Here is a 16,528-nt window from a genome sequence, read left to right on the forward strand (position 1 = left end):
TTCTATGGCAAGTGTAGGTCTCTTCTTTGGTAGCGATACAGGTAACACTGAAGCTGTTGCTAAGATGATTCAAAAGCAATTGGGCAAGCAGCTCGTTCAAGTTCAAGACATTGCAAAAAGCAGCAAAGAAGACATCGATAACTTCGATCTACTGCTGCTTGGTATCCCTACGTGGTACTACGGCGAAGCACAATGTGATTGGGACGACTTTTTCCCTGAGCTAGAAGCTATTGATTTTTCAACTAAGCTTGTTGCTATCTTTGGTTGTGGCGACCAAGAAGATTACGCAGAATACTTCTGTGATGCTATGGGTACTATCCGTGACATCGTTGAAGCGAAAGGCGGTACTATCCTAGGTCACACATCAACTGAAAGCTACGAATTCGAAGCATCGAAAGGCTTAGTTGAAGGCGATGACAGCCAATTCGTTGGTCTATGTATCGATGAAGACCGTCAACCTGAGCTAACTGATGAGCGTGTATCTAACTGGGTTAAACAAATCCACGAAGAAATGTGCCTAGCAGAGCTAGAAGACTAATTCTCTAGCGATTGTTAATTGTTACAATTAATGACCGATATGTAGATATGAAAAAACCTCCTTATAGGAGGTTTTTTGCTATTTAATGTTCATCAATCAACACTCAGCTTCTAATGCTTCGTCATCCTCTCTGAACTGCGGCTTCTTTCTCACATACAGGGTTCGCTGAATTTCTGACACCACATTCCCCTGCTTATCTTTAACGTGGATAATAAATTCGGGGAAGCACTTCTCACCAAGCTGTGTCTGACGATAGATATCATCCAGTTGCCCTTGGCTTATCTCAAAATCTGCATACAAGTCGGATTGACCCGGCTTGATAAAGTTAATACTCGCCTCTTTATCCCAAACATAATATCGCTCACCTAAAATACCCATTAACATCAAAGAGTAAACTGGATCGGTAAGAGAAAAGATACTGCCGCCATATTGAGTACGATTGGCGTTCTTATTCCACCAGCGCAGCTTTAGTATCGTCTTAACAACCCTAAAGTCAGGGCTAATGTGAGCTATTCGAATTCCCGATCCCCAAAAAGGAGGCCAAATATTGAGAGCAAATTTTACAATGTTGGGTTTATATATTTTTGCGAGTTGCTTATTCATAACAACATTCCATGTTCATATCAGAAACACCGTCAGCTTGACTGGTCATACCTCCACTATAAGTGAGATACTTCCAATTTACAAAACAGATTGTGATGTCAGTAAGTAACCCTTTGAAGTTCGTGGTTTATTGTTATGCCTGACTAAACTATAATGGTATTAATATTGAATTCTGTTAATTGCTGCAGATCATCAACAGGAAAGTATATGTCAGACAATAATCAAGCGCTAAAAGATGCTGGTCTTAAAGTGACCCTCCCACGGCTCAAAATTTTAGAAGTATTACAACAACCAGACTGCCAACATATTAGTGCTGAAGATTTATATAAAAAGCTGATCGACTTAGGTGAAGAGATAGGTCTTGCGACCGTTTATCGCGTACTGAACCAATTCGATGATGCTGGCATTGTAACTCGCCACCACTTTGAAGGTGGTAAGTCTGTATTTGAACTTTCAACACAGCATCACCACGATCACCTAGTATGTTTAGACTGCGGTGAAGTTATCGAATTCTCTGATGATCTTATCGAAGAAAGACAAAAAGAAATCGCTCAACGCTACAACGTACAGCTAACCAACCACAGTTTGTATCTGTATGGTAAAAGCATCACTGGGGATTGCAAAGGCAACCCAGACGCACATAAAGCGAAGAAGTAACACAGAACGCTGGCTTAGGCCGGCGTTTTTTATTTGGGTTGATACCGTATTAAGAATCACAGTAACTTGGCCCACAATTTGGTTATTTCCCAGACACAAAAAAACCGGCTCTAAGCCGGTTTTTTATTAAGCGTATCTTGAGAAACTAAGCTTTAAGACACTAAGCTTGGAAAAACAGAACTGAGAAAAACAAAGCCATTAAGCTTCAGTTTTACCCCAAGTATCACGTAGGCCAACAGTACGGTTGAATACTAGCGCGTCTGCTTTCGAGTCTTTCGAATCTACGCAGAAGTAACCTGTACGTTCAAACTGATACGCTTGCTCTGCCACACCTTCTGCTAGGCTAGGTTCAACAAAACCGTTTAGCGTAACAAGTGACTCAGGGTTAAGCGTTGCAGCGAAGTCATCAGCAGCGGCTGGGTTTGCCACAGTGAATAGACGATCGTACAAACGAATCTCAGCAGGCAGTGCTTTATCAGCCGATACCCAGTGGATAACGCCTTTCACTTTACGGCCATCTGCAGGGTTCTTACCGAGTGTTTCATTGTCGTAAGAACAGAAGATAGTCGTAATGTTGCCTTCTGCATCTTTTTCGATACGTTCAGCTTTGATCACGTAAGCACCACGTAGGCGAACTTCTTTACCTAGAACCAAACGCTTGTACTTCTTGTTTGCTTCTTCACGGAAGTCGTCACGTTCAATCCAAACTTCGCGTGTAAATGGAACTTCACGAGTACCCATTTCTGGCTTGTTCGGGTGATTTGCCACTGTCAGTGTTTCTACTGTATCAGCGTCGTAGTTTTCAATCACGACCTTGATAGGGTCAAGAACAGCCATTGCACGAGGTGCATTTTCGTTGAGATCATCACGGATACAAGATTCAAGTGAGCCGAACTCAATCATGTTCTCTTGCTTAGTCACACCAATACGTTTACAGAATTCGCGAATCGAACTTGAAGTGAAGCCACGACGACGCAAACCAGAGATTGTTGGCATACGTGGATCGTCCCAACCTTCAACTAGGTTTTCAACCACAAGTTGGTTCAGCTTACGCTTCGACATTACCGTATATTCAAGATTCAGACGGCTAAACTCGTATTGACGAGGTTGGCAATCAATCGTGATGTTATCTAGAACCCAATCATACAAACGACGATTATCTTGGAACTCAAGAGTACAGATAGAGTGCGTAATGCCTTCTAGCGCATCAGAAATACAGTGTGTGAAATCGTACATTGGGTAAATGCACCATTTGTCTGCAGTCTGATGGTGGTGAGCAAAACGAACACGGTAGATAACTGGATCGCGCATAACCATGAAAGATGAGCTCATGTCGATCTTAGCACGTAGACATGCTTTGCCTTCTTCGAAGCCACCGTCACGCATTTTCTCAAATAACGCTAGGTTTTCTTCAGGGCTACGATCGCGGTATGGGCTCGCTTTACCAGGCTCTTTTAACGTGCCACGGTATTCACGGATCTGCTCAGGACTTAGCTCGTCAACATACGCTAAGCCTTTATTAATTAATTCCACAGCATAAGCGTAAAGCGTATCGAAGTAGTTTGATGAGTAACAAATATCACCAGACCATTCGAAGCCTAACCAGCTTACATCATTCTTAATTGACTCAACGTATTCAACGTCTTCTTTTTCAGGGTTTGTATCATCGAAACGAAGATTACATTGTCCCTGGTAGTCCTGAGCAATACCAAAGTTCAAGCAAATAGATTTAGCGTGACCAATGTGCAGGTAGCCATTTGGCTCCGGCGGGAAACGAGTATGCACGCTACTGTGTGTACCATCCGCTAAATCTTTATCGATAATTTGGCGAATGAAATTCGATGGACGAGCCTCAGCTTCACTCATCTATAGCACCTCTATGTATTTAGTATTGTCAGAGAAAGTTATCTTTCATATCCGAGACAAAGGCGGCTTTTGCTGCCTATCAAAGATAGAAAGATCATTGTTGCTAATCATCCACAATTCTTCGCCTTTGCACAATAAGAACCATCAGTTAATTGTGATTATTTCTGCTATTCGATGAAGAATAGAACGAACCTTGTTCACTGGCCTTAAATGACAGGCACAAAAAAGCCTCCCGTGTGGGAGGCTTTCAATTTGAAACTTAGTTAAGAGCCGTTGTTACGTCTTAACAAGTACTTCCTTTACTATGGAAGTTTTACATCAGATAGGTCTTCACCTGCACCGATAGCTTTCATTTCGCCAGCGACGATTTCAGCTAGTGGGCCTAGGATAACCTGTAGGTTGTTCTCACCTAGTTTAACCACACCTTTAGCGCCAAGTTTCTTAAGAACAACTTCATCAGCGATAGAGCGGTCTTTAAGAGTTAGACGTAGACGAGTGATACAAGCATCAATTGAAGTCAGGTTTTCGTGACCACCCAGAGCTTTCAGGTATTGACGAGCAACGTCACCTTTTGGCGCGTCACCAGCAGGAGCTGCTGCAGCTTCGTCATCATCTTCACGACCTGGCGATTTCAAGTTGAAAGCGCGGATTGCGAAAGAGAAAGTGAAGAAGTATAGAGCACCGAATGCTAAGCCAATCAATAGTAGAGTGAATGGTTTAGTTGCTAGACCCCAGTTCAGTACGAAGTCGATTAGACCAGCAGAGAAACCGAAACCGTGCAGAGTACCAAACATGTTTGCCACTACTAGAGACAGACCTGTAAATACCGCGTGCATTGCGTATAGAGCAGGAGCTAGGAATACGAACATGAATTCTAGCGGCTCTGTGATACCTGTTAGGAATGAACAGAATGCAACTGAGAACAATGCGCCACCAACTTGGCTACGTTTTTCAGCAGGAGCAGCTAGGTACATTGCAAGTGCAGCACCTGGTAGACCGAACATCATTACTGGGAAGAAACCGTTCATGAATACGCCAGCGCCTTTATCGCCACCGAAGAAACGGTGTAGGTCGCCAGATTTAACTGTTTCAGTCACTTCTTTAACAACAGTAGTAATCTCTGGAGTTACTGAGTTAGCGAATGTGAATGTATGTTCTTGACCAACAACTAGAGTTTTAGCCAGTGCAGGGTCAACACAAAGTTGAGTGATGTTAGCGAATGCGCCTTGACCAGCAACGATGATTTCCTGACACGTACCCATACCGAACCAGAAGTATGAGTTCAATACGTGGTGTAGACCTACAGGGATTAGTGCACGGTTAAGAGTACCGTAAACGAATTGGCCAACAGCACCAGACGTTGATACCGCGTGAGCTAGTGCATCTAGACCAGATTGAATACCAGGCCAAACCACACCAGACACAGCACCTGCAACAAGTGCAAATAGACCGGCCATGATAGGTACTAAACGTTTACCCGCGAAGAAAGCCAGCCACTCAGGAAGGCGTGTTGCATGGAAAGCGTTGTAAGAGTGACCTGCGATGATACCTGCGAAGATACCGCCGAAGAATGACATGTTAACGTCTGCGTTAATTGTGGTTGCTGTTGCTGTTAGTACGAAGTAAGCAACTGCACCAGCAAGACCCGCTGCGCCGTTACCGTCTTTAGAAAGACCAATCGCGATACCTAGACCAAATAGCAATGGTAGGTTACCGAAGATAGCACCACCAGCTTCTGCCATGAATGGAATATCAAGTAAATCGCCTTGACCTAAACGTAAAAGAAGCGCCGCAATCGGAAGCGTTGCGATTGGTAGCATTAACGCCTTACCAAGCTTCTGTGCATATCCTAGAATATTCACCAGTTGTTTCCCCCTATAGGATTTTTTAGAATTCGTTTGAGAAACTTATTTTAGTCGCTCAATTTAGTCCTATTCAGTGTATTCAATTAATTTTGCTCCGCAAATTAAAACCTTACCATTTGTGATCGTAATCACCAGTTTTTACCAAATCCAGAGGTTTTTGCTAGCGAGATCATAAAACTTATTTTATCATTCAAAAAAATGAACGTTTATAGATAAAATCTAAACCTAACCATTAGGTAAAATGATGGTATCCCTGGGTTTACGCTGTCCAATAAACAATCATTAAAAGTGAACCTAAATGTATATCAATAATCAATTGTTCATATATTTTTCAATAACTTAAATAGCTTCCCATTTTGAAGCCGTTTGCCCATAAAAGATAAATCGTTACGTAAATGATGCTCGCAAACTAAGTCCACATTTAGGTAACGAACAAATTTTAAAGATCTCACGAAATAAGGATTAGCTGACTATGTACGCGCTAAGTAACTGTAAAATTTACACTGGTAGTGATGTTCTAACCGATCATGCTGTTGTAATCGAAAACGAACTGATCAAAAAAGTCTGTCCTATCTCTGAATTACCAGAAGGAGTCGAAGTTCGCGACCTAAACGGAGCAAACCTAAGCCCAGGCTTCATTGACCTACAATTGAATGGTTGTGGCGGTGTAATGCTTAACGATGAGATCACTGCAGACACAATGCAGATTATGCACAAAGCAAACCTTAAATCTGGCTGTACTAGCTTCCTGCCAACGCTAATCACTTCTTCTGACGAAGACATGCGCGCGGTTATTACCGCAGCTCGTGAGTATCACAACCAATACCAAAACCAATCTCTTGGCCTACACCTTGAAGGTCCGTATTTAAACGTCGCGAAAAAAGGCATTCACAGCGTCGATCACATTCGTAAATCAGACAGCGAAATGATTGAGCTTATCTGTGAGAACAATGACCTTGTTGCAAAAGTAACATTGGCTCCAGAACTCAACGACCCAGAACACATTGAGCGTCTGCGCAAAGCTGGTGTGGTTGTTTCGATTGGTCACACGAATGCAACGTACGCAGAAGCTCGTCAAGGTTTCGAATCAGGTATCACTTTTGCCACTCATCTATTCAATGCAATGACTCCTATGGTTGGTCGTGAGCCTGGCGTTGTTGGCGCGATTTACGATACGCCTGAGGTTTATGCTGGCATTATTGCCGATGGCTTCCACGTTGATTACGCAAACATCAGAATTGCGCATAAAATCAAGGGAGAAAAGTTGGTATTAGTGACGGATGCCACAGCTCCTGCAGGTGCTGACATGGAATACTTTATTTTTGTCGGTAAGAAAGTATATTACCGTGATGGTAAGTGTGTTGATGAAAACGGCACACTGGGCGGCTCAGCTCTGACTATGATTGAAGCAGTTCAGAATACAGTTGAGCACGCCGGTATCGCTTTAGACGAAGCTCTTCGCATGGCTACGCTATACCCAGCTACGGCTATCGGTGTAGAAAGCAAGCTAGGTCGAATCAAAAAAGGCATGGTTGCAAACCTAGCCGTATTTGACCGAGACTTTAACGTTAAAGCGACTGTTGTTAACGGACAATACGAGCACAATTAAGTATGAATGGCGGACAAATAGGTAACGTAGACTTAGTTAAACAACTAAACAGTGCGGCGGTATACCGACTAATAGACCAACAAGGGCCTATCAGTCGTATACAAGTGGCTGATGTAAGCCAACTCGCACCGGCAAGTGTTACAAAAATTACCCGCCAACTTTTAGAGCGCGGCCTAATTAAAGAGGTTGCGCAGCAAGCGTCTACTGGCGGTAGACGCGCTATCTCCCTAACCACAGAAGTAGAGCCTTTTCACTCTGTCGCTGTGCGCTTGGGTCGAGATTACATTCAAATAAGCCTGCATGACCTTGGCGGTCGTGAGCTGGCTTTCCAACAGCAAGACCTGAATTACTCAGACCAATCAGACCTCACCCAAGGCTTGGTCAATAACTTGAAGGCTTTCATTGCTGAACACCAACCAAAGATCGACCAACTGATTGCCATTGGTGTCACTCTTCCAGGCTTGGTTAACCCAACGACAGGTGTCGTTGAGTACATGCCAAATACAGACATCGATAACCTTGCGTTAAGCGACATTATTCGCGACACATTCCATGTTGCTTGTTTTGTTGGTAATGACGTTCGAGGAATGGCGCTTGCTGAGCACTACTTCGGTGCAAGCAAAGACAGCCAAGATTCTATTTTGGTTAGCGTTCACCGTGGTACTGGTGCTGGTATTATTGTTAATGGTCAGGTTTTCCTTGGCCATAACCGCAACGTGGGTGAAATTGGTCATATCCAAATTGATCCACTTGGCGAGCAATGCCAATGCGGTAATTTCGGTTGTCTTGAAACCGTAGCGGCAAACCCTGCCATTGTTGAACGTGTCCAAAAGCTAATTAAGCAAGGTTATGAGTCCTCGCTAACAGAGATTGAGCACATTACCATTCAAGATGTATGTGACCATGCTATCAATGGCGACGAACTGGCTAAGCAAAGTTTGGTTCGAGTAGGTAATCAACTGGGTAAAGCTATCGCAATGACGATTAACTTGTTTAATCCTCAGAAAGTTATCATTGCTGGTGATATTACAAAGGCACAAGAGATTGTTTTCCCTGCAATTAAGCGCAATGTAGAGAATCAGTCGTTAACGGCTTTCCATAGCGGCCTGCCTATTGTAGCATCACAGATCGATAAACATCCTACGATGGGAGCTTTTGCCATGATTAAGCGCGCTATGCTCAACGGTGTGTTACTTCAAAAGCTTCTTGAAGACTAAAGAAAAACAACTCTGATTTTCCGCGGGCCGTGTTTGTATAAACACGGCCCGTTTTTTTAAGCTAGGGAACTACTACTACAAGTTATGGAACTTATATTAATATCCACTGCGTTTATTGCAGGATTTATTGCTTTAAAGTGTCACCTTCCCCCATTGGTCGGCTTTTTGGTCGCTGGTTTTGGGCTATTTGCTCTGGGTTTTGAAACCAATGACACCATCATTACCTTGGCTGACCTTGGTGTCACCCTGCTTCTATTTACGATTGGCTTAAAGCTCGATATCAAAACCCTGCTCTCTAAAGAGATCTGGGCTGGCGCAACAATCCACAACCTTTTATCCACTCTGTTTTTTGCGGTCGCCCTGTTTGGTTTTAAATTCCTAGGTATTTCCTCGTTGGCAGCCATGTCAATAGAACAGATTGTTCTACTCGGCTTTGCCCTTTCATTCTCTAGTACCGTATTCGCAGTTAAGTCTCTGCAAGAGAAAGGGGAAATGAATGCGACCTATGGAACATTAGCGATCGGTATCCTGGTCATGCAGGATATCTTTGCCGTGGTCTTCTTAACGGCATCGACAGGCAAAATTCCAGAGTGGTATGCCATCGCACTGTTCGCTTTACCATTCTGTCGTCCGTTGTTCTACAAAGTCCTCGACTGGGTTGGTCACGGCGAAATGTTGGTGCTGTTCGGCATTTTCTTCGCATTGGTCGTCGGTGCAGGTTTGTTCCAGTTTGTAGGGGTTAAACCAGATCTAGGTGCTCTTATCTTAGGTATGTTGCTAGCCGGTCACCCAAAAGCTTCAGAGCTGTCGAAATCGCTGTTTAACCTCAAAGAGCTTTTCCTTGTTTGCTTCTTCTTGAATATTGGATTATCCGAGCAACCTACCATTCAAGGCTTTATGCTCGCCATCTTATTTTTGCTGTTGCTGCCAGTGAAAGGCGTGCTTTACTTCTTGGTACTCAACCGCTTCAAATTCCGTGTTCGAACTTCTCTACTAGCCTCTCTATCATTGTTTAACTACAGTGAATTTGGTCTTATCGTCGGTGGTCTTGCCTTTAAGATGGGGTGGATGTCTGGCGATATATTAGTGGCGGTGGCGATTGCGGTTTCGTTATCGTTCTTAATCGCTGCTCCTTTAAACAAAGCGGGTCATAAGCTTTATCAACAGTCAGGTAAGTGGCTCAAAGAGCACGCTGCTGAAAAGCTTCATCAACGTGATAAACGAATTGATCCTGGTCGCGCACAAGTGCTTATTCTTGGTATGGGACGTATTGGTACCGGCGCCTACGATGAATTGCGTTCACGCTATGGCAAGGTTAGCTTAGGTGTCGAAGTTCGTGAAGAAGCCGCACACAACCATAGAAGCCTTGGAAGAAACGTTATTTCTGGCGATGCAACTGACCCAGATTTCTGGGAGCGTATCTTAGATACAGCAAACGTGAAGTTAGTGATCTTGGCGATGCCTCATCACCAAGGTAATCAAACAGCCTTAGAACAGCTAAAATCACGTGATTTTAAAGGTCAAATCGCAGCCATTGCTGAATACTCCGACCAGCTAGAAACATTGAAAGAGAATGGTGTCGATGCGGCATTCAACATTTACAGTGAAGCTGGTAGTGGTTTTGCTCGACACGTATGTGAGCAATTAAACCCAAACATCAATAAGATCTAGTCCTAAACATTGTCTAGTTAACCTCTCAAAATTGCTGTTCTTTTGCACTTTTGAGAGGTTTTTGTTTAAAAAACCAACCGCAATTAGACGCCACCCACCAAAACCACCTTAAAATTAGATAACTTCTAACAGAAACCCCTTTATATTATTTTTTTGCTCACATTCGGTTGCTTTTTTTAGCCAGAATGGCAAATTGAATACAGTTGATTTAGAAATTATTTAAAAGGAAGTTCTATGTGTTCAGTATTTGGCATTCTCGACATTAAAAGTGATGCCGCAGCACTTCGCCCTATTGCTTTAGAAATGTCTAAAAAGCTTCGTCACCGAGGCCCAGACTGGTCTGGTATCTATGCTGGTGAAAAAGCAATTCTTGCTCACGAGCGTTTGGCTATCGTTGGTCTTAACAGTGGTGCACAACCACTATACAGCCAAGATAAAAAGCATATTCTTGCAGTGAATGGCGAAATTTATAACCACAAAGAACTTCGTGCACGCTATGAAGATAAGTACCAGTTCCAGACTGACTCTGACTGTGAAGTTATCCTAGCGTTATACCAAGAAATGGGCGCGGACCTTTTAGAAGAACTTAACGGTATTTTCGCATTCGTTTTATACGACGAAGAGAAAGACGAATACCTAGTCGGCCGTGACCATATTGGTATCATCCCGCTTTACCAAGGCTACGACGAGCACGGCAACTACTACGTTGCTTCAGAGATGAAAGCACTCGTTGAAGTATGCAAGACGATCAGTGAGTTCCCTCCTGGTAGCTTCTATTCTTCCAAAGATGCAGAGCCTCATCGCTACTACATCCGCGATTGGAATGAATACGCTGCGGTACAAGGTAACAGCACAAGTAAAGAAGAACTGACTGAAGCGCTAGAAGCTGCAGTTAAACGTCAACTAATGACAGATGTACCTTATGGTGTACTTCTATCTGGTGGTCTTGATTCTTCAATCACTTCAGCAGTCGCTAAACGTTTTGCTGCAATGCGTATCGAAGACGATGAGCAATCAGAAGCTTGGTGGCCACAACTACACTCATTCGCAGTAGGTCTAGAAAACGCGCCTGACCTTATCGCTGCTCGTGAAGTTGCGGATAAGATTGGTACCGTACACCACGAGATGACTTACACCATTCAGGAAGGCTTAGATGCAATCCGTGATGTTATCTACCACATTGAAACTTACGATGTAACGACGATTCGAGCTTCAACGCCGATGTACTTGCTTGCTCGTAAGATCAAGGCAATGGGTATCAAAATGGTACTGTCTGGTGAAGGTGCTGATGAGATCTTTGGTGGCTACCTGTACTTCCATAAAGCGCCAAACGCAAAAGAGTTCCACGAAGAAACCGTGCGTAAACTTCTTGCTCTAAGCATGTTTGACTGTGCTCGAGCCAACAAATCTCTTGCGGCATGGGGTGTTGAAGGTCGTGTTCCATTCTTGGACAAAGAGTTCATCGATGTAGCAATGCGTTTGAACCCTGAAGATAAGATGTGTGGTAACGGTAAAATGGAGAAACACATTCTACGTGAGTGTTTTGAAGACTACCTACCAGATTCAATTGCATGGCGTCAAAAAGAGCAGTTTTCTGATGGTGTTGGCTACGATTGGATTGACACATTAAAAGCAACGGCTGAAGAAAAAGTAACGGATCAACAAATGGAAGCTGCGAAGTTCCGTTTCCCTTACAACACGCCAACAACCAAAGAAGGTTATGCTTACCGTGAAATTTTTGAGGAGCTATTCCCTCTAGAATCAGCGGCAGAATGTGTACCTGGTGGTCCTTCAGTTGCTTGTTCATCAGCGAAAGCGATTGAGTGGGATGAGTCATTCAAAAACTGTGTCGACCCATCAGGCCGTGCAGTACAAGCCGTTCACAACGATGCTTACAACGCTTAGCGCGTTTTGAACAAACCCTAAAGACTAAAAAAGGCGCATTATGCGCCTTTTTGTTTTAAGCCTATTTTTTGCTTTGTATTACTGATTACTGCACTTATGCGTGAGCTTGTAATGCTTCGTTCTCAATACTGATCGGAACCACTTTGCTGATCATTTTTACCAGCATAATAGATCGAGCTTCACCATCTTTCTGATGGAAAATAGCTTCAACCCCAGCAAACTGACCACTATTGATCTTGACCACTTGCCCTGATTCAAACTCAACACAGCACTCTTCAGGTTCATCTTCGCAACACTTCTCAAACTCTTTCAGTTCATACACTAAGTCGCCTTGGACTTCATGTGGCCTTGCTCCAAATTTAATAAAGTCGACAACGCCACGAGTCGAACGAACTGTCGTAAAACTAGGGCCTTGCTCATAATCAAAGCGAACAAAGATATAAGACGGGAACAGCGGTTCTTTGACCTGCTTCTCTTTCCCTCTCACGACCTTCTTGACATCGATTTGAGGATAAAAGCACTCTACCCCCTGATTTTCTAGGTGCTGTTGAGCGCGTTTTTGATCACCACGCTTACAGTAAAGTAAATACCAACGTTTCATTTAACTAGCCATTTTATATTTTTAGATATTTTACCACATGCCTAAAACGGTTGAATCGCCATTAATAAAATGAATCATTGTGAGCAAGAAATATTGCGTAGCAGACCAATTTATCAACAAAAAGTTATAGGAGTTAAAAGTGGTTAAGCATTGTACAGAGATCATTTAGAGATCAAAAGGCTCATTGTTGTAAGCATATGTATCCCACCTTTAATGGGGATTTCATTCTATTTAATCTCAAACCAATACGCCAGACCAATACGCCAGACCAATATATCTAAACACTTTTATTCGATGTTGCTTTAAAAAAGCTCACTTACCAACCAGCTCAAATCTGGAAAGTTAGTTTGCAGCACACTCGAAATAATCAACATCAAAAGCAAAGAGCATTAATATCAATGACTTAACAAAATTCAGTTATCGTAACCATAAAATACACCTATTGCAGACTTTTATCCCACTGTGTATACATGAGTGACTATAAAATCTTTTAATACCTAAAATTAGTAAAACTTATGCCAAGCAATCACAACATCTTTGGCCACCCTAGAGGCCTATTTCTACTTTTTAGCACAGAGCTATGGGAACGCTTCTCCTACTATGCAATGCGTGCCATCCTTGTTTTATTTCTTACCGATACCACTATCAATGGTGGCCTTGGTTGGTCAACAAAAGATGCCCTCGATCTTTATGGCATCTATACTGGTTTAGTCTATATCACGCCATTAATCGGCGGCTGGCTGGCCGATAACTACTTAGGACAACGTAAATCGATCCTAGTGGGCGGTGTATTAATGGCCTTAGGCCAATTTACGCTCGCTCTTCCTAACGGCGCTATTGGCTTAGACCAAGTAAATGCTCTTTATCTGGGTTTAGCACTGCTTATCAGTGGTAACGGTATGTTTAAACCAAACATCTCGACCATGGTTGGCGACCTATACCAAGAAGGCGATAACCGACGTGACGGCGCTTTCACCATTTTCTACATGGGCATCAACTTAGGCGCGCTACTAGGGGGCTTAATTTCAGGTGCTGCAGTCGATTCATTCGGCTGGAAAGCTGGCTTCCTAGCCGCTGGTATCGGTATGGTTATTAGCTTAGTTATGCAATTGACGATGGCTCAGTCATGGTTAGGCAACATTGGCTCAGTACCTGCAGCTGCACGAGCGAAAGCGCTGAACAAATCGAAAGAGAAAACACCACTGACCAAAGAAGAGTTCGACAGACTAAAAGTTATTCTAGTTATGGGTCTGTTCGTAATCGTTTTCTGGGCTGGCTTTGAACAAGCTGGCGGTTTGATGAACATCTACACTCAACAATATACTGACCGTATGATTGGTGGCTTTGAAGTTCCTGCAGCTTGGTTCCAATCTCTGAACCCATTCTTCATCATTACACTTGCACCAATCATTGCTGCATTTTGGGTCAAGCTTGGTAAGCGTGAACCAAACTCGCCAGTGAAATTTGCGATGGCGTTGTTTTTCTTAGCACTAGGCTTTGTGTGCATGATGGGTGCAGTAATGGAGCAAGGTGGCGACCTAACAGTCAAAACATCAATGCTATGGCTAGTCGGTGCTTTCTTCTTCCATACTCTTGGTGAGCTTTGTCTATCTCCTATTGGCCTGTCGTTGGTCACTAAGTTAGCTCCACTTCGTCTGGCATCGTTAATGATGGGTGCATGGTTTGGCTTCAATGCTGTCGCAAACTACGTCGCTGGCCTTGTGGGTTCTCACGTTGGTGAGCTTGGCGCAATGTCTATCTTCGGTGGTATCGCAATTACAGCGACAATAAGTGGCGTCTTACTGCTTCTTTGTGCAGGTAAACTTGTATCATGGATGCATGGTGTAGAAACTAACATGACGCTTGAAGCAGAGCCAAAAGCAGAAACTTCGGTTGCTTAATATCTAGATCTATTTCAAAAAGAAACATCAGGATCAAAAAGGGCTGCTCAATGAGCAGCCCTTTTGTTATTTATTCTATTGGTATATTAGTTAGCGATGAAGCGCCACTAGCTCAGCCATCATATCGATGTGTGAGTCTCTGTCGTTAAGACACATAATGTAGCTAAAGTCTGAGCCACCAGCATCAATGAACGTCTCTTTACACTGGTCAGAAATCTCTTCCAACGTTTCCAAACAGTCAACCGAGAACGCAGGAGCCATGATATCAATCTTCTTGATGCCCTTACTCGGCAGTGATTCAAGTGTCTCGTCAGTGTAAGGCTTCAACCACTCTTCTCGACCAAATCGAGACTGGTATGTCATGGTGATATCGTCCGCTGATAAGCCTAACTCAGCAGCAAGTAATTTGGTCGTCGCTTCACAATGCTGAGGGTAGATGTCACCTTCATCAGCGAGTCGCTTCGGAATACCGTGGAAAGAACACACTAAATGATCGGCTCTACCATTTTCTTCCCAATGGCTACGAACACTTTCAGCCAGTGCTTTCGCATAGCTAGGGTGAGAATAATAATCTCGAATAAAGCGATAGCTCGGGATAACAGGCATTTTTTTGAAGGCTTTAGTTAAACCATCAGAAACGGCCGCTGTCGTTGTTCCTGAGTACTGAGGATACAGAGGTAGTACGATGATGTCTTCGACACCCTGCTCCATCAGTTGTTCGACACCCGTCTTAAGACTTGGGTTGCCATAGGTCATACCCAGCGCAACCGGCATTTGCAATTTCTTCTGCAGTTTCTCAGCTTGTCTTTGTGAGTACACAAGCAGCGGTGATCCATCGTCCATCCAGACAGACTGATACAATTTAGCCACTTTCGGAGCTCGAATCGGTAAGATCACCCCATGTAAAATAGGACACCAAAGCCAACGCGTTAGGTTTACGACTCGCTTATCGTGTAAGAATTCACTCAAAAATCGACGAACGCCAGCTGGAGTCGCCGAATCTGGTGTTCCTAAGTTCACCAGTAAAACGCCCTGCTTTTTATTATTTTCCATAGATACCTGAGACCAATGTGTGATTTTCTGGAACGTAATATACTAATCTGCATAAGTTTAAGATCATTGTTACGCAACTAAATTTAAGAATAGTCGTTCTTAACCTGAGTTATCGCAACATCACCTTGATCGTTAGCCGCGTGAATCTAAGCCGCAGCGCGGAAATTATGCACAATCGATTTTATCTAGATTGGTATATGACTAAAAATTGAAACAAAAAAAGCGACCTTAACGGTCGCTTCCAATATATCAAATTCTAAAACTGGCTGTTAGCCAATTATGCTAGTGCTTTCTCAAGTTCTGCACTAACTTCAGCAACTTGCTTAGTACCATCAAATTTAAGGTACTTAGTGTTACCTGCTTCTGCTTCCTTACCGTAGTAAGAAATAAGCGGAGCCGTTTGATCGTGGTATACGCCTAGACGTGCACGAACTGTTTCTTCTTTGTCGTCATCACGAACAACAAGCTCTTCGCCAGTGATGTCATCTTTACCTTCTTCTTTAGGTGGGTTGTACACACTGTGGTATGTACGACCAGAAGGAAGGTGAGCACGACGGCCAGCCATACGCTCAACAATCACATCGTCAGCTACGTCAAATTCAACAACGTAATCAACAGCAATGCCCATTTCTTTTAGGCCATCCGCTTGTGGGATTGTGCGTGGGAAACCGTCTAGTAGGAAACCTTTCTCACAGTCATCTTGATCGATACGCTCTTTGATTAGACCAAGGATAATTTCATCAGAAACTAGCTGACCAGCGTCGATTACTGATTTTGCTTGCTTACCAAGCTCAGTACCCGCTTTGATAGCAGCACGTAGCATGTCACCAGTTGAAATTTGAGGGATACCAAATTTGTTCATGATGAAGTTAGCTTGAGTACCTTTACCCGCGCCAGGAGCACCTAGAAGAATGATGCGCATGTTTAATCCTCTTATAAAAATTATGATTTATACCGAAGCTCACTATCCCGCCTTTCTGGTTTAATTTAGGTCAAACAAGAGAGGTTAGGTAACAACTGAGGCTAAGCACAACTGTAAACA

At 43.3% G+C, this 16,528-nt stretch carries 13 protein-coding genes; 7 read left to right on the forward strand and 6 right to left on the reverse strand.

Going from position 1 to position 16,528, the window contains the following annotated elements; genetic code table 11:
• The first annotated feature begins 4 nt into the window (after positions 1–4).
• Positions 5–538, forward strand: coding sequence for a flavodoxin FldA (gene fldA, locus AC3CID_RS11420; RefSeq protein ID WP_004734224.1), 534 nt, complete (start codon positions 5–7; stop codon positions 536–538).
• A 96-nt stretch (positions 539–634) separates the two neighbouring features.
• Here the strand turns inward: fldA and AC3CID_RS11425 are convergent, their stop codons facing one another.
• Complete coding sequence (locus AC3CID_RS11425; RefSeq protein ID WP_146456020.1) at positions 635–1,141, reverse strand: DUF4442 domain-containing protein; 507 nt, start codon at positions 1,139–1,141, stop codon at positions 635–637.
• Between the two features lie 207 nt (positions 1,142–1,348).
• Between AC3CID_RS11425 and fcrX the strand changes: the two genes are divergently transcribed.
• The gene (gene fcrX / locus AC3CID_RS11430) at positions 1,349–1,798 is read left to right on the forward strand and encodes a ferric iron uptake transcriptional regulator FcrX (protein WP_004734226.1); all 450 of its coding nucleotides are present in this window, start codon (positions 1,349–1,351) and stop codon (positions 1,796–1,798) included.
• 198 nt (positions 1,799–1,996) lie between these two features.
• Here the strand turns inward: fcrX and glnS are convergent, their stop codons facing one another.
• Together glnS and nagE are read right to left on the reverse strand one after the other, a co-directional pair.
• On the reverse strand, positions 1,997–3,664 hold the full coding sequence (gene glnS / locus AC3CID_RS11435; RefSeq protein WP_017085952.1) for a glutamine--tRNA ligase: 1,668 nt from the start codon (positions 3,662–3,664) through the stop codon (positions 1,997–1,999).
• Between the two features lie 302 nt (positions 3,665–3,966).
• Positions 3,967–5,484: an N-acetylglucosamine-specific PTS transporter subunit IIBC gene (gene nagE / locus AC3CID_RS11440; RefSeq protein ID WP_029222048.1), complete on the reverse strand. Its 1,518-nt coding sequence runs from the start codon at positions 5,482–5,484 to the stop codon at positions 3,967–3,969.
• A 517-nt stretch (positions 5,485–6,001) separates the two neighbouring features.
• Between nagE and nagA the strand changes: the two genes are divergently transcribed.
• The 4 genes from nagA (at position 6,002) to asnB (ending at position 11,931) form a co-directional block, all read left to right on the forward strand.
• A complete protein-coding gene (gene nagA, locus AC3CID_RS11445) occupies positions 6,002–7,138 on the forward strand; it encodes an N-acetylglucosamine-6-phosphate deacetylase (protein ID WP_488526565.1) in 1,137 nt (378 codons plus the stop codon).
• A 2-nt stretch (positions 7,139–7,140) separates the two neighbouring features.
• Positions 7,141–8,355, forward strand: coding sequence for a DNA-binding transcriptional regulator NagC (gene nagC, locus AC3CID_RS11450; RefSeq protein ID WP_004734232.1), 1,215 nt, complete (start codon positions 7,141–7,143; stop codon positions 8,353–8,355).
• An 84-nt stretch (positions 8,356–8,439) separates the two neighbouring features.
• Positions 8,440–10,026 (forward strand): cation:proton antiporter family protein, encoded by a 1,587-nt coding sequence (locus AC3CID_RS11455; RefSeq protein ID WP_017093863.1) that lies wholly within the window; start codon positions 8,440–8,442, stop codon positions 10,024–10,026.
• A 234-nt stretch (positions 10,027–10,260) separates the two neighbouring features.
• Positions 10,261–11,931, forward strand: a complete 1,671-nt coding sequence (asnB, locus tag AC3CID_RS11460) for an asparagine synthase B (RefSeq protein ID WP_004734234.1) — start codon at positions 10,261–10,263, stop codon at positions 11,929–11,931.
• A gap of 94 nt (positions 11,932–12,025) precedes the next feature.
• Here asnB and rfaH read toward each other — a convergent pair whose 3' ends face one another.
• Positions 12,026–12,532 (reverse strand): transcription/translation regulatory transformer protein RfaH, encoded by a 507-nt coding sequence (gene rfaH / locus AC3CID_RS11465; RefSeq protein WP_004734235.1) that lies wholly within the window; start codon positions 12,530–12,532, stop codon positions 12,026–12,028.
• Positions 12,533–13,047: 515 nt separating this feature from the next.
• Here rfaH and AC3CID_RS11470 point away from each other — a divergent pair.
• Positions 13,048–14,433 (forward strand): peptide MFS transporter, encoded by a 1,386-nt coding sequence (locus AC3CID_RS11470; protein ID WP_004734236.1) that lies wholly within the window; start codon positions 13,048–13,050, stop codon positions 14,431–14,433.
• Positions 14,434–14,523: 90 nt separating this feature from the next.
• Here the strand turns inward: AC3CID_RS11470 and hemH are convergent, their stop codons facing one another.
• The gene (gene hemH, locus AC3CID_RS11475; RefSeq protein ID WP_054547642.1) at positions 14,524–15,486 is read right to left on the reverse strand and encodes a ferrochelatase; all 963 of its coding nucleotides are present in this window, start codon (positions 15,484–15,486) and stop codon (positions 14,524–14,526) included.
• Positions 15,487–15,763: 277 nt separating this feature from the next.
• Positions 15,764–16,408, reverse strand: coding sequence for an adenylate kinase (gene adk, locus AC3CID_RS11480; protein ID WP_488526566.1), 645 nt, complete (start codon positions 16,406–16,408; stop codon positions 15,764–15,766).
• Between the last annotated feature and the right edge of the window lie 120 nt (positions 16,409–16,528).

The organism is Vibrio sp. QJM3NY_21 (assembly GCF_057785975.1).

Coding starts and splice junctions, on each gene's coding strand:
- fldA (WP_004734224.1), top strand. CDS start 5: ATGGCAAGTGTAGGTCTCTTCTTTGGTAGCGATACAGGTAACACTGAA.
- AC3CID_RS11425 (WP_146456020.1), bottom strand. CDS start 1,141: ATGAATAAGCAACTCGCAAAAATATATAAACCCAACATTGTAAAATTT.
- fcrX (WP_004734226.1), top strand. CDS start 1,349: ATGTCAGACAATAATCAAGCGCTAAAAGATGCTGGTCTTAAAGTGACC.
- glnS (WP_017085952.1), bottom strand. CDS start 3,664: ATGAGTGAAGCTGAGGCTCGTCCATCGAATTTCATTCGCCAAATTATC.
- nagE (WP_029222048.1), bottom strand. CDS start 5,484: ATGCTACCAATCGCAACGCTTCCGATTGCGGCGCTTCTTTTACGTTTA.
- nagA (WP_488526565.1), top strand. CDS start 6,002: ATGTACGCGCTAAGTAACTGTAAAATTTACACTGGTAGTGATGTTCTA.
- nagC (WP_004734232.1), top strand. CDS start 7,141: ATGAATGGCGGACAAATAGGTAACGTAGACTTAGTTAAACAACTAAAC.
- AC3CID_RS11455 (WP_017093863.1), top strand. CDS start 8,440: ATGGAACTTATATTAATATCCACTGCGTTTATTGCAGGATTTATTGCT.
- asnB (WP_004734234.1), top strand. CDS start 10,261: ATGTGTTCAGTATTTGGCATTCTCGACATTAAAAGTGATGCCGCAGCA.
- rfaH (WP_004734235.1), bottom strand. CDS start 12,532: ATGAAACGTTGGTATTTACTTTACTGTAAGCGTGGTGATCAAAAACGC.
- AC3CID_RS11470 (WP_004734236.1), top strand. CDS start 13,048: ATGCCAAGCAATCACAACATCTTTGGCCACCCTAGAGGCCTATTTCTA.
- hemH (WP_054547642.1), bottom strand. CDS start 15,486: ATGGAAAATAATAAAAAGCAGGGCGTTTTACTGGTGAACTTAGGAACA.
- adk (WP_488526566.1), bottom strand. CDS start 16,408: ATGCGCATCATTCTTCTAGGTGCTCCTGGCGCGGGTAAAGGTACTCAA.